At 33.1% G+C, this 21,622-nt stretch carries 21 protein-coding genes; 13 read left to right on the top strand and 8 right to left on the bottom strand.

The genetic code is table 11. The annotated features are described in order from the left end of the window. Positions 1-180 precede the first annotated feature (180 nt). Positions 181-579, bottom strand: a complete 399-nt coding sequence (locus tag IR010_RS01685; protein ID WP_194601018.1) for a DoxX family protein — start codon at positions 577-579, stop codon at positions 181-183. 170 nt (positions 580-749) lie between these two features. On the opposite strand from IR010_RS01685, the gene IR010_RS01680 reads away from it, so the two are divergent. The 10 genes from IR010_RS01680 to IR010_RS01635 all read left to right on the top strand — a co-directional run bounded on the left by IR010_RS01680 (position 750) and on the right by IR010_RS01635 (position 8,798). Further along, a complete protein-coding gene (locus IR010_RS01680; RefSeq protein WP_194566379.1) occupies positions 750-1,322 on the top strand; it encodes a Crp/Fnr family transcriptional regulator in 573 nt (190 codons plus the stop codon). A gap of 244 nt (positions 1,323-1,566) precedes the next feature. After that, positions 1,567-2,121 carry a YceI family protein gene (locus IR010_RS01675; protein ID WP_194601015.1) on the top strand — a complete coding sequence of 185 codons (555 nt, stop codon included), beginning with the start codon at positions 1,567-1,569 and terminating at the stop codon, positions 2,119-2,121. A 4-nt stretch (positions 2,122-2,125) separates the two neighbouring features. After that, on the top strand, positions 2,126-2,344 hold the full coding sequence (locus IR010_RS01670) for a tautomerase family protein (RefSeq protein ID WP_029269944.1): 219 nt from the start codon (positions 2,126-2,128) through the stop codon (positions 2,342-2,344). A gap of 5 nt (positions 2,345-2,349) precedes the next feature. Beyond that, complete coding sequence (locus IR010_RS01665) at positions 2,350-3,084, top strand: SDR family NAD(P)-dependent oxidoreductase (protein WP_194601013.1); 735 nt, start codon at positions 2,350-2,352, stop codon at positions 3,082-3,084. Position 3,085: 1 nt separating this feature from the next. Next, positions 3,086-3,535, top strand: coding sequence for a nuclear transport factor 2 family protein (locus tag IR010_RS01660; protein ID WP_029269948.1), 450 nt, complete (start codon positions 3,086-3,088; stop codon positions 3,533-3,535). A 17-nt stretch (positions 3,536-3,552) separates the two neighbouring features. Beyond that, positions 3,553-4,638: an NAD(P)H-dependent flavin oxidoreductase gene (locus IR010_RS01655; RefSeq protein WP_194601010.1), complete on the top strand. Its 1,086-nt coding sequence runs from the start codon at positions 3,553-3,555 to the stop codon at positions 4,636-4,638. Positions 4,639-4,987: 349 nt separating this feature from the next. Next, positions 4,988-6,019, top strand: coding sequence for a methionine ABC transporter ATP-binding protein MetN (gene metN, locus IR010_RS01650; RefSeq protein ID WP_029269951.1), 1,032 nt, complete (start codon positions 4,988-4,990; stop codon positions 6,017-6,019). Continuing rightward, the gene (locus tag IR010_RS01645; RefSeq protein ID WP_194601007.1) at positions 6,012-6,665 is read left to right on the top strand and encodes a methionine ABC transporter permease MetI; all 654 of its coding nucleotides are present in this window, start codon (positions 6,012-6,014) and stop codon (positions 6,663-6,665) included. Before metN ends, IR010_RS01645 begins: the two co-directional genes overlap by 8 nt. 21 nt (positions 6,666-6,686) lie before the next feature. Continuing rightward, a complete protein-coding gene (gene metQ, locus IR010_RS01640; protein ID WP_194601004.1) occupies positions 6,687-7,505 on the top strand; it encodes a methionine ABC transporter substrate-binding lipoprotein MetQ in 819 nt (272 codons plus the stop codon). A 237-nt stretch (positions 7,506-7,742) separates the two neighbouring features. Beyond that, positions 7,743-8,798: an NAD(P)-dependent alcohol dehydrogenase gene (locus IR010_RS01635; protein WP_194601001.1), complete on the top strand. Its 1,056-nt coding sequence runs from the start codon at positions 7,743-7,745 to the stop codon at positions 8,796-8,798. Positions 8,799-8,869: 71 nt separating this feature from the next. Here IR010_RS01635 and IR010_RS01630 read toward each other — a convergent pair whose 3' ends face one another. Beyond that, complete coding sequence (locus tag IR010_RS01630) at positions 8,870-10,348, bottom strand: PLP-dependent aminotransferase family protein (protein WP_194566361.1); 1,479 nt, start codon at positions 10,346-10,348, stop codon at positions 8,870-8,872. A 65-nt stretch (positions 10,349-10,413) separates the two neighbouring features. On the opposite strand from IR010_RS01630, the gene IR010_RS01625 reads away from it, so the two are divergent. After that, positions 10,414-12,276, top strand: a complete 1,863-nt coding sequence (locus IR010_RS01625; RefSeq protein WP_194600998.1) for a TonB-dependent receptor plug domain-containing protein — start codon at positions 10,414-10,416, stop codon at positions 12,274-12,276. Positions 12,277-12,357: 81 nt separating this feature from the next. Here IR010_RS01625 and IR010_RS01620 read toward each other — a convergent pair whose 3' ends face one another. Continuing rightward, positions 12,358-12,915, bottom strand: a complete 558-nt coding sequence (locus tag IR010_RS01620; protein ID WP_157494958.1) for a tetratricopeptide repeat protein — start codon at positions 12,913-12,915, stop codon at positions 12,358-12,360. Between the two features lie 257 nt (positions 12,916-13,172). Here IR010_RS01620 and IR010_RS01615 point away from each other — a divergent pair, with 257 nt between their 5' ends. Together IR010_RS01615 and IR010_RS01610 are read left to right on the top strand one after the other, a co-directional pair. Continuing rightward, positions 13,173-13,985: an AraC family transcriptional regulator gene (locus tag IR010_RS01615; RefSeq protein WP_194600995.1), complete on the top strand. Its 813-nt coding sequence runs from the start codon at positions 13,173-13,175 to the stop codon at positions 13,983-13,985. Between the two features lie 78 nt (positions 13,986-14,063). Beyond that, positions 14,064-15,728, top strand: a complete 1,665-nt coding sequence (locus tag IR010_RS01610; protein ID WP_194600992.1) for a serine hydrolase domain-containing protein — start codon at positions 14,064-14,066, stop codon at positions 15,726-15,728. A 60-nt stretch (positions 15,729-15,788) separates the two neighbouring features. On the opposite strand, the gene IR010_RS01605 is transcribed toward IR010_RS01610, so the two are convergent. From IR010_RS01605 to IR010_RS01585, 5 genes are all read right to left on the bottom strand, one after another. After that, positions 15,789-16,382 carry a hypothetical protein gene (locus IR010_RS01605; RefSeq protein WP_194566352.1) on the bottom strand — a complete coding sequence of 198 codons (594 nt, stop codon included), beginning with the start codon at positions 16,380-16,382 and terminating at the stop codon, positions 15,789-15,791. 163 nt (positions 16,383-16,545) lie between these two features. Beyond that, positions 16,546-16,980, bottom strand: coding sequence for an META domain-containing protein (locus IR010_RS01600; protein WP_194600989.1), 435 nt, complete (start codon positions 16,978-16,980; stop codon positions 16,546-16,548). Between the two features lie 70 nt (positions 16,981-17,050). Next, positions 17,051-18,517, bottom strand: coding sequence for a glycoside hydrolase family 130 protein (locus IR010_RS01595; RefSeq protein WP_194566348.1), 1,467 nt, complete (start codon positions 18,515-18,517; stop codon positions 17,051-17,053). Positions 18,518-18,762: 245 nt separating this feature from the next. Continuing rightward, complete coding sequence (locus tag IR010_RS01590; RefSeq protein ID WP_194600985.1) at positions 18,763-20,268, bottom strand: ATP-binding protein; 1,506 nt, start codon at positions 20,266-20,268, stop codon at positions 18,763-18,765. A gap of 649 nt (positions 20,269-20,917) precedes the next feature. After that, positions 20,918-21,547 carry a DNA-3-methyladenine glycosylase gene (locus IR010_RS01585; protein ID WP_194600982.1) on the bottom strand — a complete coding sequence of 210 codons (630 nt, stop codon included), beginning with the start codon at positions 21,545-21,547 and terminating at the stop codon, positions 20,918-20,920. Positions 21,548-21,622 lie beyond the last annotated feature (75 nt).

Below are 21,622 nucleotides of genomic sequence, written 5' to 3'. Positions count from 1 at the left end.
TCTTAAGCATTAATAAATCAGCAAACCGAAAAACGGCTCACTGTTTCTATATCTGAAAGAAATTATTTATTCACATTTGTTGAGTTTTTAATCTGAATGGCAAAGATAATAAGTTTTTTATAACATCAAAAATGCCCGAGAGTCATTCGCAGGCATTTTTAAGTTATAGAATTAATAAAATTAGTAAACTGTTATATTTTCTGTATAATTTGCAGTATATAATTTTCTGAACATAGCATACGTTACGCTCACCATTATAAAGGCAATAATGGCATCTATTGTCGCTGAGAACCCAATTACAGCCAATTTAGAAAAGAAGGCAAAAATTATATCGAAGAATACACCTGCAAATACCCATTCTTTCAATCGTAATGCCTTATTCGGAATCAATAATGTAATTACACCCGATACCTTGAATACGCCAAGCAGGTAAATAAAATGTGCCGGATAGCCTAATTGTTGTGTTATTTCCCAGACAACCGGATTTTTGGTTAATTCAAAAAAACCGCTGGCACCAAACCATAATGAAGTTAATACGATGCCTGTCCAATAGATAATTCTTGTAATCCTTGTGTTCATGATTTTATATTTTAAGTTGTTAAACAGGGCAAATTTGCTTCATAATAAAAACAGTAACTAGGAGGAATTAACCGAAGTGGACAATTTGAACTTCAAAATAGACAATGAATAAGTTCATTTGATTTTATAACTTTACGTTTTGAAAGAAGCGGTATTTATTTAAATTAAAAATGGAAGCAAAAGAATTACTGAAAGAGCATATAGCCAAAACTGCTTCATTGACAGAAGAGGAATTTAATTATTTCTTTTCTCATTTTAAGTTTCAGTCTTATAAAAAAGGCCAGACCATTATTAGTGCCGGAGATAAAGTAGATTGCGAATATTTTGTAGTTTCAGGTTGTTTGAAAGCTTTTTTTATTAATGATGAAATCAAAATGTACATCCTGCAGTTTGCAATGCCAACTTGGTGGACCTCTGATTATGATGCACTTTACAATCAAAAAGAATCTACAATAAATATTGACTGTATTACAGATGCAGAAGTACTCTGTCTTTCTAATGCTGACCGTGAAAAACTATGTGCTGCATTTCATGAGGTCGAACACTTCTTTCGCTGGCGTACCAATAAAGGATATATTGCTTCTCAAAAAAGGCTTTTGTCTTTCATGAATAATAATGTCAAAATTCGTTATGAAGAGCTTTTGGCTTTATATCCACAATTGTACAATTTAGTTCCGAAACATTTGATTGCTTCCTATTTAGGTGTTTCAAGAGAAACCCTTAGCCGACTTTATAATTCTTAAATTTTAGTGACAGATTCATAGATAAATGATTTTTTTTACGCAGATTCTACAGATTCTCATTTTTGATACCTGTTTTTTCTTGTAGTTTGTCATTCTTCCGTATGAAAAAATGAGAATAAAATTTTGTACCGCTGTACCTTTGTTTATTTCAACCTTTAAACTCAAAAAAAGAATGTGATCTAGGTCACGTAACCAATTTTCATAGTCGTCGTTCCTTTGTATTGTACTTTTAAATACAATAAAAATGGAAACAACAAATTTTAAAATCGTAAGCTCAAACAGCAGCGTAGATTGGACTGGCAGAAAAGTAACCGGTGCACATAATGGTACAATTGGTATCAAAGAAGGTAATTTCGTCTTAAATGATGGAAAGGTAAAAAGTGGAAATATTATCATTAATACTTCTTCAATTAAAATTTTGGATGTGACAGATCCGGCAACAAATGCACAATTCGCAGGTCATCTTGCCTCTGATGATTTTTTCTCTATTGAAAAATTTCCCACTGCATCTTTTGATATTCTTTCTGTAAAAGAACTTTCAAACAGCACTTATTATCTTGAAGGGAATCTTACTATAAAAAATATTACGCACATTGTAGGGTTTGAAGCTTTAGTAGAAAACAACCAAAATGCAATTACCCTTAAAGGCAAATTAGTAATTGACCGTACTAAATATGATATAAAATTTCGATCTGGAAATTTCTTCAAAGATTTAGGAGATACATTGATCTACAACGACTTTGATTTAGATTTTACTATCACTGCAGAAGCTGTTTTTTCAGAACAATCTAAAAACTAAAGCCATGCCTTACGTAAAAATTGAATTGACACGCGAAGGAGTAACACGCGAGCAAAAACAGGAATTAATCAGCGGTATTACCAACCTGATTACAGAAGTATTAAACAAAGATCCGCATTTAACTCATATCGTGATTCAGGAAATAGATTTAGACGATTGGGGTTATGCAGGAGAACAAGTTTCAGTATTGAGAGAAAAAGGCATTACAGCCGATAAAAAATAAATATCATGAAAAAACAAACTATAATCGTTACCGGAGCGGCCTCTGGTATCGGGAAAGGAATCGCTAAATACTTTTTAGACAGAGGCGATAATGTGGTAATCAATTCGGTAACACCAAGTGCCTTAGAAAACACTTATAAAGAATTTGGTGCAGGCAATAATTTAGCGATGTTTGCTGGCGATGTAAGCAAAAAACAAACTGGAGAACAATTGGTAAAAATCGCTTTAGAGAAATTTGGTGCTGTAGATGTTTTGGTAAACAATGCCGGAATTTTTGACAGCAAACCATTCTTAGAAGTTGATGAAGCTTATTTGGATAAATTTTTGACTACAAACTTTAAAGGAACGTATTTTACCACACAGGCTGTTATACCTCAAATGCTGGAACAAAAAGACGGTGTTGTAATCAATATCGGAACACCTTTGGTAAATCACGGTCTGGGCGGTTGGCCGGCTTCTGCGCCAGTTTCAAGCAAAGGAGCCATTCATGCTTTGACGATTCAGTTAGCAGCAGAATTCGGAAAACAAAATATACGAATCAATACAGTTGCTCCTGGTGTGATTCGTACGCCTATGCATGGTGATAAAGCAGATTTGAGTGCTGGTCTTCATTTAGTTAACCGAGTAGGAGAGATCGATGATGTTGCAGAAATGGTTTACACCGTTGCAAAAAGCAATTTTATTACAGGTTCAATTATCAATGTAGATGGCGGTAAAGGTGCTGGACACAATTTAAATTAAAATGAAAACTCTTTTATTAACTGCTTTTATGCTCTGGTTTTCTCAGGGCATAAAAGCACAAAATAACATCAAAATGGAAAATCAAGCAGCAATAACAGACATTAAAGATACAATTGAAAACTTCTATTTTAAAGGTCTTTACGAAGGTGATGAAATGGTATTAGGAAGTATTTTTCAGCCCGGAACTTTACTTTATGGAGATGTAAAAGGACAGCCTTATTTTAAAACAGTTGATTTGTATCTTCAAGGTGTTAAAAACAGACAAAGTCCCAAGGATTCTGGAAAACCTTTTAAGGGAGAAATTCTAGAAATAAATGTAGCGAATTCTATTGCAATGGCTGTTATTAATGTCAAAATGTATGACTTTAATTACCGAGATTTTTTATCTTTCCATAAGATTAACGGCAAATGGCTGATCGTCAATAAAATGTTGACGGATATAAGCGAATAAATTTTAAATTTAAAGTGATGTGGTACAATACAAAAGCAACCGATTTATTGGGTATTCAGTACCCAATTATGCAAGGACCATTTGGAGGGAATTTATCAACAGTAGAATTGACAGCTGCTGTTTCTAATGCAGGAGGATTAGGCGGTTACGGAGCTTATACAATGAGTCCTCAGGAAATTTTTGAAGCTGATAGGCAAATAAAAGCGGCGACAAATAAACCTTATAACCTAAACCTTTGGGTTTCTGATCATGATATTGCAGAATCTGGTTTGACAGATGAACAATTTGATAAAACAAAAGAACTGTTTAAACCTTATTTTGATGAAGCTGGAATTCCGTTACCGGAAAAGCCTGCACCATTCCAATCCAGATTCCAAAACCAGCTTGAAGTTATTTTAGATGTTCGTCCAAAAGTATTCAGTTTTATGTTTGGTTCACTTTCGCCAGATATTTTAGAGCAATGCCGCAGATTAGGAATTGTAACTGTTGGAGCAGCAACCACTTTAGACGAAGCTATTTTTTTAGAAAATTCAGGAGTAGATATGATTATTGCTTCTGGTTTTGAAGCCGGCGGACATCGCCCTTCGTTTTTGGCTTCGGCTGAATCATCTATAACAGGAACTTTTGTGTTGTTGCAATTGATTCGTGAAAAAGTAAAAGTTCCAGTTATTGCAGCTGGAGGTATTGCTAACGGAAAAGGTGTAGCTGCAGCTTTAGCACTGGGAGCAAGTGCGGCTCAAATCGGCACTGCATTTTTAGCGGTTGATGAATCAAATGCTTTGCCTATTCACAGAGAAATGTTGTTTTCTGATATGGCAAAATATACGACATTATCGCGAGCCTACACAGGAAGACTCGGCCGCGGAATAACAAGCAGGATTGCGAAAGAAGTTTTAGGAAAAGAAGCAGCAGTTTTGCCTTTTCCGTTGCAGACTACTTTTATTTCTCCTTTGAGAAAAGCGGCGCTTGAACAGCAAAAATGGGATATGATATTGTTTTGGGGAGGACAGATTGCGCCAATCTTAAAACATAAAAAAGCAAAAGATCTGATGAATTCATTAATTAAGGAAACTACCGCTTATTTTGATGAATTGAAAGCGTAAGCTAAAGAGATATAGATATTTAGATACACGAGCTCATTTTTAAATAAAGTGAGCTTTTTTTTGAGATATTGACATAGTAAATAATTACAATTTTGTTAATTAATCTATTAAATTGATAGGGTATTAAAAGTTTTAAGCAATTATGCTGTAAATTAAAATTATCTGTTTAAATTTGCAGCAACAATGAGAAAAAATAGCCAGAATATGAATAATTATTATAGCTTCAGCATGATGTGCTGTATTGCTTTATAATTGATTTGGCTTTCTGTATAAAATAATATTACTTATTTAATAAGCCTTTCAAATATAATTATGAAAGGCTTTTTTGTTTTTAAACTGAATTAATAAAATGATTGAATTAAAAAATGTAACTAAAAATTTTCATCAGAAAAATCGAATTGTTTCGGCTTTATCTGATGTTTCTCTTAAAGTTCCGCCGGGAAAAATCTTCGGAGTAATTGGAACTTCGGGAGCGGGGAAAAGTACCTTGATTCGATGCGTAAATCTTTTAGAAAGACCTACTTCAGGAGAAATTATCGTTGACGGAAAATCTTTGATCCAATTGTCAAATGCACAGCTTGCTGTTGAGCGAAGACAAATCGGAATGATTTTTCAGCATTTTAATCTGCTTTCATCGCGTACAGTTTTTGACAATGTGGCTTTTCCTTTAGAATTGGCCGGAGCGTCAAAATCAGCTGTAAAAGAACGTGTTTTGGAATTATTGCAGTTAGTTGGTTTGGCAGAAAAGGCAAATGATTATCCTGCAAGCCTTTCTGGTGGTCAAAAACAGCGTGTTGCTATTGCAAGAACACTGGCCAATAGTCCAAAAGTTTTATTGTGTGATGAAGCTACAAGCGCGCTTGATCCAGCAACAACGCGATCTATTTTAAATTTATTGAAAGACATCAACCGTCGTCTTAATATTACTATTTTATTAATTACACATCAAATGGAAGTCGTAAAATCGATTTGTGATGAAGTTGCGGTTATCAGTCATGGAAAATTAATAGAACAGGGAAGTGTAGGTGAAATCTTCGCAGATCCCAAGCATGAATTGACAAAAGAGTTTATTGCATCATCATTGCATTTAGATATTCCTGCGGTTTATCAGGAAAAACTTCAGAAGGAAGATGACGGAAATCTAAACCCGCTATTGCGATTGGAAATGACCGGAAAATCAGTTAATGAACCTGTTATTTCAGAGGTTTCTCGATTATTTGATACCAATTTTAAGATTATCAGTGCACAGATGGATCAGGCCGGTGAAGTGAATTTTGGTGTAATGCTTATAGAATTATCAGGAAAGAGGGAAAATTATCAAGCAGCAATTGAGTATTTTATTTCAAAACATATTAAAACAGAAATTATAGGTTATGTCTGATTCCATTATAGAATTATTATTAAAAGGTACTTGGGAAACTATCGTTATGACATTTGTGTCTGGCTTTTTTGGTTTCGCACTTGGACTTCCGACAGGAATTTTACTTTTCCTGACTAGAAAAAATCAAATATTAGAACAGCCAATTCTAAATAGAACAGTATCGGTTGTGGTCAATATTTTTCGTTCTATTCCATTCATTATTTTAATCGTTTGGATGATTCCGTTTACACGTGCACTTGTTGGTACTTCAATTGGAGTAAGTGCAGCATTAGTGCCTTTGAGTATTGGCGCCGCGCCGTTTATTGCAAGATTGGTAGAAAATAGTCTTTTAGGTTTGCCTTCAGGATTAATAGAAGCAGCTAGAGCATTAGGAGCAACACCTTTTCAAATTGTTTATAAAGTCTTGCTTCCAGAAGCTCTGCCATCTTTAATAAACGCAGCTTCGATTACTTTAATCACGCTTGTAGGATATTCTGCAATGGGTGGTGCCGTTGGAGCAGGAGGTTTGGGTCAGGTTGGCTATCAATACGGATATATTGGATATGATGCCGTAACAATGAACTCAGTATTAGCCTTGCTGGTTATTTTGGTATTCCTGATTCAGTTTGCTGGTGATGCTTTATCGAAACATTTTGATCATAGATAATTATTAAAAAAAAATATAACAATGAATAGTAAAGTAAATTTTTTAAAAACAGCCGGAATTATAGCTTTATCACTTGTTGTGGCTAATTGTGGAAAAAGTAAAAATAATGATCCTCATTTTATAAAAGTGGGAGTTGCAACCGGACCAGAATATAAAGTTGCTGAAGCAGCTAAAAAAGTCGCAAAAGAAAAATACGGACTAGAAGTTGAATTGGTTTCGTTTAATGATTACGTGATCCCAAATGAAGCTTTGAGCCAAGGAGATATCGATGCGAATGCTTTTCAGCATAAACCCTATTTAGATGAGCAGTCTAAACAACGCGGTTATAAATTGGCGATTATCGGAAAGACGTTTATTTACCCAATTGCTGCTTATTCTAAAAAGATCAAAAATCTGTCTGAATTAAAGAACGAAAGCACAATCATTATTCCAAATGATCCAACAAATGGAGGGCGTTCCTTATTGCTTTTGCAGAAAAATGGTTTATTAAAACTGCGTGATGGTGTAGGTTTGTTGCCTAAAGTAACGGATATTATCAGTAATCCTAAAAACTTAAAAATATTAGAGTTAGAAGCGCCGCAATTGCCTCGTGCTTTAGACGATGAAAATGTTTCGATTGCAATTATCAATAACACTTTTGCTTCACAGGCTGGATTAGTTCCTGCTCGTGATGCTTTATTTGTTGAAGATAAAGATTCACCTTACGTAAACCTTGTGGTTAGCCGTGAAGACAATAAAAATGAAGAAAAAGTAAAACAGTTTCTTCAGGCTTTTCAATCTGCAGAAGTAGAGCAGGCAGCAGTTCGTGAATTCAAAGGCGGTGCTGTAAAAGGCTGGTAATCTTAGATTATATTTCAATTTTAAAAAGCGCTAAATCATAAGATTTAGTGCTTTTTTTGTGATAGACTATTTATAAATCAGAGATTTTAGCGAAAACAATTCATCCACAGCTTATTACTGGAAATGAAAATTAAATTCAAAATTATTTGAATTTCTTAAGTAAATGTTTCTTTTCTATTATTTTGAGAAACGAACCAGCCTTAAATTTACATCTTAAAATAATTTAAATTCTAAAATATGAATTCAGATAAAACAAAAGCATTTGGTACAACAGCTGCAGACGCTTCATTAGAGGAAATGACAATCGCCCGCAGAGAAGTTTTGGAAAAAGATATAGAGATAGAAATTTTATACTGTGGTGTATGTCATTCTGATTTGCATACTGCAAGAAACGATTGGGGAGGAAGCCAATATCCTGCAGTTCCAGGACATGAAATTGTAGGCCGAGTAACAAAGGTAGGAAGCGGTGTAACGAAACTAAAAGTAGGAGATTTAGCTGGAGTAGGATGTATGGTTGATTCGTGCCATACTTGCGACAGCTGTAAACAAGATTTGGAGCAATATTGCTTAAATGGTTTTACAGGAACTTATAATGGCAAAGACAAACATTTAGGCGGACATACTTTTGGAGGTTATTCTCAAAAAGTGGTAGTCGATGAACATTTTGTATTGAAAGTGCCATCAAATTTAAATTTAGCTGCTGTAGCACCTTTATTATGCGCCGGAATCACTACTTGGTCGCCATTAAAACATTGGAATGTTGGGAAAGATTCTAAAGTTGCTGTGGTTGGTTTAGGCGGACTAGGACATATGGCTATTAAATTAGCAAAAGGTCTAGGTGCTCATGTTACACTTTTTTCAAGAACCCCAGAAAAAGAAAAAGAAGCAATAGAATTAGGAGCTGATGCAGTAATTATTTCAACTGACAGCAGTCAAATGAAATCGGTGAGCGGAAAATTCGACTTAATTATAGATACAGTTCCTTATATACACGATGTTAACCCGTATGTAGCAACTTTAAATATTAATGGAACTTTAGTTATAGTAGGTTATTTAGGAGGTTTAGAGCCATTTCTAAATACTGTACCCATGATTATGGGAAGAAAATCCGTAGCAGGTTCTGTAATTGGAGGGATTGCTGAAACTCAGGAAATGCTTGATTTTTGTGGAGAACACAATATTGTATCAGAAATTGAAGTGATCAAAATGCAGGAAATAAACGAAGCATACGAAAGAATGCTGAAAAGTGATGTTCGTTATCGTTTTGTAATTGATATGGCTTCTTTGAAATAATATTATCCATATTAATTTCAAAAATAGTAAAAGCCCAATTCTAATGAATTGGGCTTTTTTAATTTTAGTTTTTAAACAATGGCTTCAAGGGATTTCTTTAAAATAATAACGGCATTCTCCATTTCTGTTGGGTTCAAATGTCCGAATCCTAAACGCGTTGCGGTAATATTTTTGGTTTGATATAAAATAGTTTTCGGTAAAAACAATCCGTTTACAGCACATTTTTTTTGAAGATTTATCAAATTAAAAGGATCAAGCCACTCTACCCAAATTGCTAAACCGCGAAGAGGTACTTGAAATTTTATTTTGTCTTTCAAATTTTGATTTAATAAAGAAACAAAGTAATCTCGGCGTTCTTTATATATTTTTTTATTTTTTTTAGAAAGACGATGTACTTCGCCTTCCTGAATCCAATCTGCTAAAACCTGTTCTTTAATCACATCTTTTCCGGGTTCTAGAATGTTCTGGTGTTTTTCTAATTCACTTATAAATGCTGATGTTGCAGCAATAAATCCGTATCCAAAACCAGAAGGCAAAGATCTTCCAAAAGACCCAATATAAACCACTCTTTCATTCGAATCTAAAGAAGCCAATGGCAATATTGGGTTGTTATCGTAATGGAAATCAAAATCATAGTCATCTTCCAAAATAACAAATCCGTATTGATTGGCCAATTCTAAAATCTCCATTCTCCTTTTTGCACTCAATGCCGTGTTAGTGGGATAATGATAATTAGACGTCAGATATAAAATCCTGATTTCGTGCTCTTCGCAGATCTGTTTCAGATTTTCTGTGATAATTCCGTCCTTATCAACTGGTATCGAAATAATTTGCGCTCCGCTGTCAGAGAGCGTCATATTAGAAATATAATAACCTGGAGAAGCTACAACTACTTTATCGCCAGGTGTTATCAGTAATTTTGTAACCAGATACAAACTAATTTCATGACTGCTCGTTGTGAGTAAATTTGACGTCGAAATACGTATGCCTCGAGTTACATTTAAAAAATTTGAAAATTGTTTTTTGAAATTTAAATGCGATTGTGTCTGAATTTCTTCCCAAGTTTTTGGTGTTTTTTGGCTTTTTAATTTAGAAACATAAAGTCTCGCCAAAACATCGGTTTGAACTAATCTTAAATCGGGGAGACCATCATTAAATTGAAAAGGCAAAGCGCTCAATTCTGACGGATTTTCAAGAATTGCAGATTGTTTAAAAGTAAAACCAGCGTTATGATTTGATAAATTTTGCGAAACAGCTGTTTCAGTTTTATTTTTTTGTTTCTTTTCAGATAAAATAAAAGTGCCTTTGTTGGGCAGAATTTCGATCCAGCCCTGCAGTTCTAAATCATGAAAAGCTTTGATAAGTGTATTCCGATTAACAGACAACAGTTTGCACAATACGCGGGTTCCCGGAAGTTTTGTGCCTTCAGGAAGCAAACCAATTTGTATAGCTTTGATAAACTCAAAAACGATTTGCAGATACAGCGAAGTACTATCTTCAGGTTTGAGCTGAATGAAACTTTTAAAAGGAATTTGAACCGGACTATTCATTTTTGTAAAACTGGTACACATTAGTAGTACGGCAAGGTAGTACTTTTGCAAAAAAATTAAAAAAAATGATGAAAATTTATTTTGCTATTCTGATTCTTTTTAGCGTTGGTTCATACGCTCAAACAGAAAAAGATACTATAAACATTGATGAAGTTATAATTCATGAAAACCGTTTCAGTATTCCAATTTCTAAGAAAAACAGAAATGTATATGTAATTGACAAGGCAGCAATTGCAAAATTGCCAGGCAGAACGCTTCAAGAAGTATTGCAATATGCAAATGGGGTTGATTTAAGACAGAGAGGACCTTTTGGAACCCAAGCAGATATTAGTATTGATGGAGGAAGTTTTGAGCAGACTGTTGTTTTGATCAATGGTACAAAAATCATCGATTCTCAAACGGCTCACAATATGCTAAATTTGCCTATTCCGGTTGATGTAATCGAGAGAATCGAAATAATTCGCGGACCAGCTGCTTTGATATACGGAATCAACAGTTTGACAGGAGCTGTTAATATTATTACCAAAAAACCAACAAAATCTGGATTTTTAGTAAATACTTATGCAGGCTCGAACTTTGAAAAAGACACACAAGATACTGGAGACACTTATTTTGGAACCGGAATTCAAGTTGGTGGTGTTTTAAGTAAAGAAAAACAACAGCATTCGCTTTTTGCGTCACACGATAAAAGCAACGGATACCGTTACAATACTGATTTCGAAAACAATAAAATCTTTTATCAGGGGAATTACCAGCTTAATGATGCAAATGAAATTTTGACTTCATTTGGCTACATAAATAACGGATTTGGAGCAAACGGATTTTATGCCGCTCCCGGAGATAGAAATTCAAGCGAGGCAGTTCAGACAACATTTGCTTCGATTCAGTCGAAACACCAAGTATCTGAGAAATGGACATTGATGCCTAGAATCAGTTACAGATACAATTATGACGATTATCGTTATTACGGAATGGCAAATTTAAATGCCGGACGAAGCCAGCATTACACAAATTCTATAGCAGCAGAGTTTAATACAACTTATGAAACCAGTAATGGAGAATGGGGTTTTGGAGCAGAAGCTAGAAACGAAAATATAAATTCATCTAATATTGGCGAGCATGATCGCGAAAACTTTGGGATTTACGCGCAATACAGAACTACATTTATCGAAAAACTTGATGTAAATTTAGGGACGTATGTAAACTATAATTCAGATTACAGCTGGCAAATTTATCCAGGTCTTGATGCCAGTTATGCGATAACAAATGCTTTTAAAATTGTTGGAAATATCGGAACAAGCCAGCGTATACCTTCCTTTACAGATTTATATTTAAATCAGCGTCCGGGAAATATTGGAAACCCAGATCTTGATTCTGAAAACGCCTTTCAGAGCGAAATTGGTTTTAAATATAATAAGCCAAAATTCAGTTTCAATGCTAATTATTTTTACAGAAAGATCAGCAATTTCATCGATTGGACCAGAAATGTTACTACAGAGCCTTGGCAGAGCAACAACTATGGAAATCTAAATACGAATGGTTTTAATTTGCGTTCGACTTACAGAGCTGATTTTTCTAAAGATTCTCGATTAAATATAATGCTTGGTTATAGTTACTTAGATTTTGAATTTAAAGATGTTATACCAGCAACGTATACTAAATACTCGATTTCATCTTTAAAACATCAATTGACGAATACAATTGATTATCAGTATAAAAGTTTTACAGTTTTGTTTGCGACTCGTTTTAATCAAAGAATTACCGGACCATCTTATTGGATAAATGATTTCAGATTAAGCCAATCGTTCAAAAAAGTTACGGTTTATGCAGATGCACAAAATATTTTCAATACAACTTATTATGAGGCGGGAGCGATTCCTCTTCCTTCACGATGGTTTAGTTTGGGAGTAAAAGTGGTTACTTTTTAATTCAATTTCGCTTCTTAAATACAAAAAGCTCAGTTCTTAAGAATTGAGCTTTTTTTTATAATAATACTTTAGGATATGATATTATCTAATTTTTACGTTTCTCAATTTAACTTTTTTAATGAGATGCAGTGAATCTTTGATTAAAGTTTTTATCTCTAAATACGGAGCCTGATGCAGTTCGGTTATATTCTGTTTTAAGCTTTCTATATAGGTTTTAGCACTTAACAAGTCGGTTTCAAATGCTTTCAATAAGTTATTTTCTACATTTTTATTTTTTTTGTAATAATAAATGGCATTGTGCAGATCTTCAATTTGACCTGTAAAATCTAATATTGCTTTTTTTGAAACCGCACGGCTGTAATAATTTGAAAACTCTAAAGGATCAATTTCTATTGCTTTATCAAAATCTTCAATAGCTCTGTAATGATAATCTAATTTTTGCAGACAATTGCCTCTCAATTCATAAGCACCATTATCAAATCCAGAATTTATAGCATTATCCAAATAAAATAAAGCATCCTGAATTTGGTTGGAGAAATAATATTGTTTTCCCTTTTCTAAATTTTCCAAGCCTTCATTTGAGTTTGAAGCCGAAAATTTATCTTTAAATTTCATTGTTAAATTAGTAAACCACTTCATAATTTTCTGATTTAGTTTGGTCATTGTAATTAAGTCATAAAATGATTTAAAATGTTGGGGGAGTTAAAAATAGTTAATTTTTTGATATATAGTTGTTTATAAGTTTTTTTTTAAGGTCCAAAGATTCAGAGGCGCCAATTTCCAGATGTAATCATAGGCTTAGTAGCAAATGCAAAACCTTCTACCTCAACCTTTGAAACTAAAAAAAATAAACTTTGTATCTTTGAACCTATCAGCCTCTTAACCTAGAGAAAAAAATGAAACATTTAAAGAAAGGCGAGTTTTATGGTCAAACGAATAAAACGATTTGTTTTGATGGAATTACTTTGACCGATACCGTCTACACACATCCAAAAGTAGAGTGGCATTATCATGAACATGCTTATTTTACTTTTATTCTTCAGGGAAATGTAATGGAAGGAAATAAAAAGGAAATCTACAATTGCAGTCCCGGTAGTTTATTGTTTCATAATTGGCAAGAAGCGCATTATAATATCAAACCGGAAGGTTTTACGAGAGGTTTTCATCTCGAAATAGAGAAACAATGGTTTGATGATTTTGCCTTAAGTATTGAAGGTCTGCAAGGAAGTACAAAAATTCTAGATCCTTCGATTAAATTATTGATGTATAAAATTTTTAGGGATTCTAAACTAGAGAATAATCAATCTGATCTTTCTACACAGACTATTTTACTTGAACTGCTTTATAAACTGCAAAACAATACTGATGATGTTTTGTTTAAAAATCCTAAATGGGTTGTAATAATTGATGAAATTCTCCATGAACAATTTGCCGAAAATCTTACGCTTGATTATTTATCTAAAATAGCAGATATTCATCCTGTTCATCTTTCTAGAGATTTTTCAAAATATTTTGATTGTAATTTAGGCGAATATATCCGGAAATTAAAAGTAGAAAAAGCACTTTCGCTGATGGCGCTTCAAAAGCAATCTTTTACAGAGATTGCCTATCAATGCGGGTTTTCAGATCAAAGCCATTTTAATCGATGTTTTAAGGAAATGAATGGTGTAAATCCGTCTGAGCATGCCAAAATCCTTTTCCAGAAATAAATTCGATGTTAATTTGGTACAATTTTATAAAATAGCAATAGTGTAGTTTTGACTTTTAATCTCCATGAAAATCAAATTATGAAACAAATCTTATTGTTGTTGACGGTACTTTTTATGAGCGGTATTTTGAGCGCTCAAAATAATGATCTGTATAAAACAGATACTATTACAAGCAATCTCCAAAATGCAAACAAAGGCAAAATAACTTTTATGGATAGAAATATCCCGCTACAGCAATATAAGGAGTCAGATTTTCTAAAATCGTATGAGCTTAAATATAAGTCAGATCTTAATATTAGGGTTTTTATGGAGAATTCTGTTATTAATTATTTACATCAATTGGCTCCAGATTTACCAGCAGAAATGCTTTTAGAATCAGGAAATCTTCAGTTTTCTTTTTATATAGACAATCAGTTTATTTATAAAGAAAATATCCATCATGGATGTAATTTTGGATCTGGCGGCAATAAAAATACTTCTATTACTTTTCGGGTTCCGCTGACCAGTTCAAAAGGCGAGGACTGGTGGGCAATGTACATGTGGGACCGATTTATAAATAATGGAGGAGAAAAGGCTTTGACAGAAGGCAAACATCTGCTAAAAATTGAAATCCGGCCTTATGTTAAATTAGACGAAAAAAGTACAGTAAAAACGGGAAATATAATTGCTGAAGGTCAGGTAGAACTGATTATAAAAACGCCTAAAGTAACAGCAAAACAAATTGAAATTCAATCGATAAAACCTAACAGTGGCTGGAAAATTTCAACTTTGTCATTTGATAAAAACAAAATCGAACAGCTTAATACTGCCATTACCAATTACACTTTAAAAGAAATTACGAGTGTAGTGGTAATTCGAGAAGGTAAATTAATGCTTGAAGAATATTTTAATGATGCGGATAGAAATACTTTGCACGATACCAGATCTGCAGGAAAATCATTTACCTCAACGCTCATGGGAATTGCAATTCAAGACGGATATATTAAAAGCGAAAACGAAAAATTAAGCAATTTTTATGATCTAAAACAATTTGCTAATTATGAAGTTAAAAAAGATAATATCAAAATAAAAGACCTATTAACGATGAGTTCAGCCTTTGACGGATCTGACAGCAATGGTGATTCGCCTGGAAATGAAGAAAACATGTATCCAACTGATAATTGGGTAAAATTTGCTTTAGATCTGCCAATGGATAAAAACAAAACCAATGGTGGCAAATGGGATTATTTTACAGCAGGAGTCGTCATTTTAGGAGATATTTTAAATAAGTCAGTTCCTGAAGGATTAGAAAAGTATGCAGCAGAAAAGCTTTTTAAGTCATTAAACATTACACAATATCAATGGCAATATACACCGCAAAAAGTAGTTAACACGGCTGGGAGTTTGCAAATGACGTCTTTAGAATATGCTAAATATGCGCAATTATATAAAAACAACGGAATATGGAATAACAAGCAAGTTATTCCCTCTGATTGGGTTAGCAAGACTTTGTCGCATCAAATTCAGATTCCAGAAAGAGAGAATCAATTTTATGGTTATTTGTTTTGGAATAAAACAGTTGAATATAAAGGAAAAAGTTACGAAACGTATTATTGTGCAGGAAATGGAGGAAATGAATTTATAATTTTCAAAGAATTGCCAATTGTAATCATTATCACATCAAAAGCTTATAATAAACGATACGCACATACTCAAGCTGATACAATTGTAAAGGATTATATTTTGCCATCAATATTAAATTAATCGAGTTTTGAATACTAAAAAAAATCCCATTTCAATTCGAAATGGGATTTTTACGTTAGTTTAATTTTCTTTGTAGAGCACTATTGTAGCTTTATAACCTGTTCCAACATTCCATTGGCTGGACTCAATTACAGTTCCTTTATCATCAAAAACCTGAAATTCTGCGGTATTAGGCGATGCAGAACCTTCGTTTAAAGCTTCAAAATCAATTTTATTGATTCCTTTCACTAAATTTATTTTGAATCCTTTATACTCTCCATCTAAAAGCACTTCTGGTTCAATAACCTTATCATTCAAATAAACTTTGATTTTGTCTCCATCTACAAAAGCCGCATCACGATAGCGAACGGTAGAGACAATTGTATTGGTTACAAAACTTCCTAAAAATTCATTTCTTCTATAAAAAATGCCTTCAACGTTAGCTTCTTTTTTATATAGAATGTTATTTTTATAAAGTTCATCCGGATTAATTTTAAAAACAATTGGCTCTTTTGGAAGCGGTGGAGGATCATTTGGTGAAACTTCCGCTGGTGGCGGCACTTCTTTGTTTTCTGAATTTTTTTGTTGAATGGATTGCTGTTTTCTTTTCAGCTCATCTTGTGAATAGGCGTGTAAAGAAGCACCAATTATAATAAAAAACAATATTTTTTTCATATTCTTAAATCTTGATAAATAAAAATTAACCGTTAAAAATAAATACAATAACGCTTACTTATAAAACATTTAATTATTGGATTTATTGCCTTTTTAAAAATAAAATCCCTCTATGTTGAGGGATTTTATTTTCTGATAAAGAAGTTCTTAACTGTATTTCGGTTTATTTCGTTACTTTTTTAAATCGCATCATTGGAATGTTATTCATCAATAAATTAAGCTTGCCATCTTTATCAATAACATAACTGTCGATTTTCTTGATCATTTGCAAAAAAGTCTGCTCGCCGCCGCCTTCACAAAACATCATAGTAGCTGGGCCTTGTTCTCCAAACGCTAATGAATTTCCTTTTAGAGTAAATGGAGCACTATATCCGTTGCATCCGGCATTGCCGAATACTTGGCTTTTACTTTTATCAAATTTTATAAAAGGTTTTTTGTCTGAATATAAACCTTCAAAAGCAATACGTGGTCCGGAGATATATTCTAACTCCCATGATGTATTGTATAAATCATCAGATTTGCTGGTGTCTTTCATTGTTGTGCAAGAATTAAAAAATAGTGCTAAAACAGAAATGAATAGTATTACATAATTTTTCATAGAAAATGATTTTAGGATTAAAAAATTCTTGATCAAGTGAGTCAAGAATAGTGTTCTTGTTATTAAAAAATTATTTGCTTTTCTTCAAAGCATCCAGCAATTCTACCATATCAACAATGGCATAAGTTGATGAATAATCAGATACGGCATAAGGTAAAATTAGGCTGTTGTTGTGAATAATTGCACCGCAAGAGTACACTACATTCGGAACATAACCTTCACGTTCGTCTTCAAGAGGCGAAAGCAGGGGTTCACTAAGCCTTCCAATTTCTTTAGACGGATCATCAAGATCAAATAAAGAAGCTCCTATACAATAACGTCTCATTGTTCCCACACCGTGAGTAATAACGAGCCAGCCTTCTGTTGTCCAAAGAGGTGATCCGCAGTTTCCTATTTGCGTAAACTCCCAAGTATATCGAGGCTCTTGAAGCAGAACAGGGTTATTCCATTGTGTAACTCGGTCAGAATACATAATGTAGTTGTTTACACCATCGATTCTGGCAAGCATGGCATATTTACCTTTTATTTTTCTTGGAAATAAAGCCAAATTTTTATTTTGAGCACCAATTCCGTGTAAAGGCATTACTCTAAAGGTGTAAAAATCTTCAGTAGAAATAAGTTTTGGCAAAATTGTGTGGCCATTGTAAGCAGTGTAAGTTGCCATAACACGAACAGAATTATCGTCATCAACAAAACGAACAAAACGTGCATCTTCAATACCTCGGCTTTCAGAATCAGAAATAGGGAATATAACACGCTCCGTAATATCAGAATCGTGTTTAAATTCTAAATCATAAAAAGACTTTGCCAGCCATATAATTTCTTCTAGAGCAACTCTTCTTTCTTCGCGAATAGACGGGTCTGTTAACGCTGTATTAACCATGCTTTTTAAAACGGCATACTCAAATTCATCTGGCAGATCCTGCATAATTTGCGTAATGTATTTGTCCTGCGTATGCATTTCAGATAATTTCAGTAAAAAGCGTTCTTTATTAAAAAAGGATTTATGCATAATCTCGGCTTTATCGATATTATGCCCAATTTTCATTACCTGAAGATTATTATTTCTATCGAGAATACCTCTTCTAAAAACAATAGATGAAATATGGCCTTCGCCTGTTGCGCGGAAAGAAATGATAACACGTTTTTCGCCCTCTTCTAAACCTGATTGATCAAAATCTTCTACTATTGAAGGGTTAAATATAGCGGCAGATTCTATTGCATATTCCATTGTGCAATAAGAGCCAATAAGCATTTTTCTATCAAGAGAAATGGCCTCATAATCAATTTGCATAGATTCAATAACAGGTCTGATTTTTTCGCAATGTCTAAAAAATATAGCTGAAATATTTCGATGGCGCCTTGCAAACTCACGAAGTGTCTGTTCTAAGGTTTCTAATACTTGTTTTTCATTCAGCATCATTATACGCACGACCATTTGTTTGGTCCGTTCATCACCATTCATAAAATATCGGGCAACAACTCTTTTAGAATCGGGGGTAAATAGTATGTTTTTTCGGATGACTGATACTCGCATAATAAGTTCTGTTTTTTTTGTGTTATAAAATTACTTCAGTTCAATTTCATTCATAATTCGATTCGAAAAATGAAAAAAGAACCTGTTTTTAATAGGCATTACTATTAAGTAGTAACGCTAATTCTATACAAGTTAGTAATTTTGTTAACAAAAAGAAACTTTATTTTTAAAACTTTTGCAGTTGTTTTGTTTCTAAATGACGCTGGATGTTATCTGAAGCAATTGATTTCCTTTAATAAATCATTTTAAATTGTTTCTGCATTTTGTTTTAAAGGCAGAATTACTGTAAATTCAGCTCCATTGTCTTTTTCGCCAGCAGCAGTAATAGATCCTTTATGCCTTTTGGCTATTTTTCTGCATAAGGAAAGACCCAGCCCATTTCCTTCATATTCACTTTTAGAATGAAGTCTTTCAAAAGCGGTAAAAATTCTTTCCACAAAAGCGGCATCTAAGCCAATACCATTGTCCTTAACTATAATTTTCACACATTTTATATCGTCTACATGTATAGTAGAACTGCTGATAACCACTCGTGGAGGCAGATCTGCTTTTGCGAATTTTAAAGCATTCTGAAGCAAGTTGTAAAAAAGCTGGTGTATAAGAATTGGTGCGCCTTCTATTTCAGGAAGTTCACTATTAACTAGTATAGCTCCTTTTTCTTTTATAATAAGTTCGAGATCTGTTTTTATATTTTCAACAATTTCATTGAGATCTATAATTTCAACAGGCTGTTGGGTTTTGTCTACGGTAGAATAGGTTAGAATACCTTCAATAATATCATTCATTCTTTGAGCAGACAAGTCTATTTTAGTGAGATATTTTTTAGAATTTTCATCAAAATTTCCCTTTTCTTCATTGGTTAAAAGAGTATTGAAGATTTTTATTTTCCGGAGCGGTTCTCTAAGATCATGACTCACTACGTTAGCGAAATGCAATAGATCTTCATTTGATCTCCGCAATTCTATAGTGCTTTCAGAAACTTGTTTTTTCAACTCTTCTTCAAATTCTCTCTGATCGTTTATATCCTGAATAATTCCGATAATAGTTAATGGTGTGCCATCTTCATCTTTAATTAATTTTCCATTAATACGAACCCATTTAATCGAATTATCCTCATTTATAATTCGAGCTTCGTAACACATTTTTCCAGTAGTCTCTGCTTCATGATGTGCTTTTTCACGAATTAGCTGATCATCAGGGTGAAGTTTAAATACTAGGTTGTCATGAGTAATTTTGTCAATAGACCAAATTGTATTGAAGTTTCCAGAAGTTTTTATTTTTTTGGTAGCCAAATCTATTTCATAAGTTCCCATACCAGAGGATTCAATAGCTACATTCAGTCTTTCATTTGCGTTTTGAATTTGTTGTTTTGCTAGATGTAAATTCGTTACATCAGCGCCAGTATTCATGACGCCATAGATAGTTCCTTCTGCATCTTTAAGGGGTATAAGGCTGTAGTTGAAGTAATGTGTTGTCAACTTGCCATTGATAAGTAAATCTACTTTTGCATCTTTTGCATGAAAAGGAATTCCTGTTTTTAAAACAGTAATTGCCTGCTGAAAAAAAACTTCTTTTTTGATTTCAGGAAGCACATCAAGATAATTTTTTCCAATTATCTGATCGCCTTTTCCCCAAGTTTCAATCATGGCCGTATTGGCAAGTTCTATTTTGAGATTATCCCCAGTATAAACTGCAATAGGTGAAGGAGTATTGTTCACTATATCTTTAAAGAAGCTAATATTTTGGCACATAGCGAATTGAATTAATTATAGTTGCGAAGCTATCTATTTTTAATATGAGATCGTTATACTACTTTAAGTTAGTGTTTCACAATTACGATGTGAAATCCAACTGCAAATGACTTGATAAGCATAGCTAAATTAATTATATAAATTTTATTCTGTTTATTATTTTGAAAATTTAGTTAAACAATTACTGTTTTTTAACATCTTAATATAATTTATAAAAAAAGGATACTGTAGTGTATTAAATTTAATAAAGGTTATCTCATATTTGCTTTTGACTTTTTAAGCTGACGAAATAATAATTCTATTTTATCGGTTTCTATTTTTGTTTTTTCTTTAAACTATTATTTCACACGTATGTTTTATAAAATATTACGGTAATTATGTAAGAAAAAAGTTTAATTATGATTCTAAATTTGCAAAAAATTAAAGAGAAAAAGACATAATATGAAAACACTAACAATAATTGCATTTGTCCTTATATTAAGTGGACTTTTATTTTTGTAAAAATGATAATAAATACTGCTTGAAGGGAAAAATTTGGAACACAAAGAGCAGATAAATTTGGATAAAAACAAAGAGAATAAGTAATTTTCAGTTTTATAACTGATCAGTAAAATTCAAAGCCTATATTGCTTTTATGGGCTTTTTGAATTTATATTTTATTGGGTTTGCTTACATATTTATTTCCTTTAATAAAAAATCGCCAAGGCAAAAGAGCATCTTCTTGCGCATAAGCTACACCCACACGAGGTACTGCTGTAATTTCATTATCAGCGTATCTTAAACCGTGATCTTCAACCCAGATTTCATCACCATTTAAATCTTTTCTATTAAAACTACGATCGATTCCTAAAGCTTTAGCTGCAGAACCTGGGCCAGATGAAATAGCGGCTTTATCGGCAGACATATTTCTTCTAAGTTCCATTATGTTTTTACCAATCAGAGGTTCAACTGCTCGTATTAAAACTGCATGTGGCTCGCCTTCGACGGAACTCACTATATTAAAAAGATGATGAATGCCATAACATAAATACACATACGAAATGCCTCCTTGGCTGTACAATATTTCAGTTCTATCAGTTCGTCGTCCTCCGTAGGCATGAGAAGCTTTATCTTGAACTCCAAAATAGGCTTCGGTTTCAACAATAACGCCTGCAGTTATTTTTCCGTCAATTTGAGTAAAAAGTACTTTTCCTAAAAGGTCTTTGGCTAGAAAAATTACATCATTATTAAGAAAATAGGAGAGTTGTAATTTGCGTGGCTCTTTATTAGAGGGTTTCATTGTTGAGTTTTCAATTTTAGTTTCTAAAATTAATTAAATTTAAGATAAGAATTCAACAAAACAAAAAATCCCATT

The sequence above is a fragment of the Flavobacterium sp. MR2016-29 genome (assembly GCF_015350695.1).
In the GTDB taxonomy this organism is placed as follows: domain Bacteria; phylum Bacteroidota; class Bacteroidia; order Flavobacteriales; family Flavobacteriaceae; genus Flavobacterium.
This window is presented reverse-complemented; position numbering and strand designations above follow the sequence as displayed.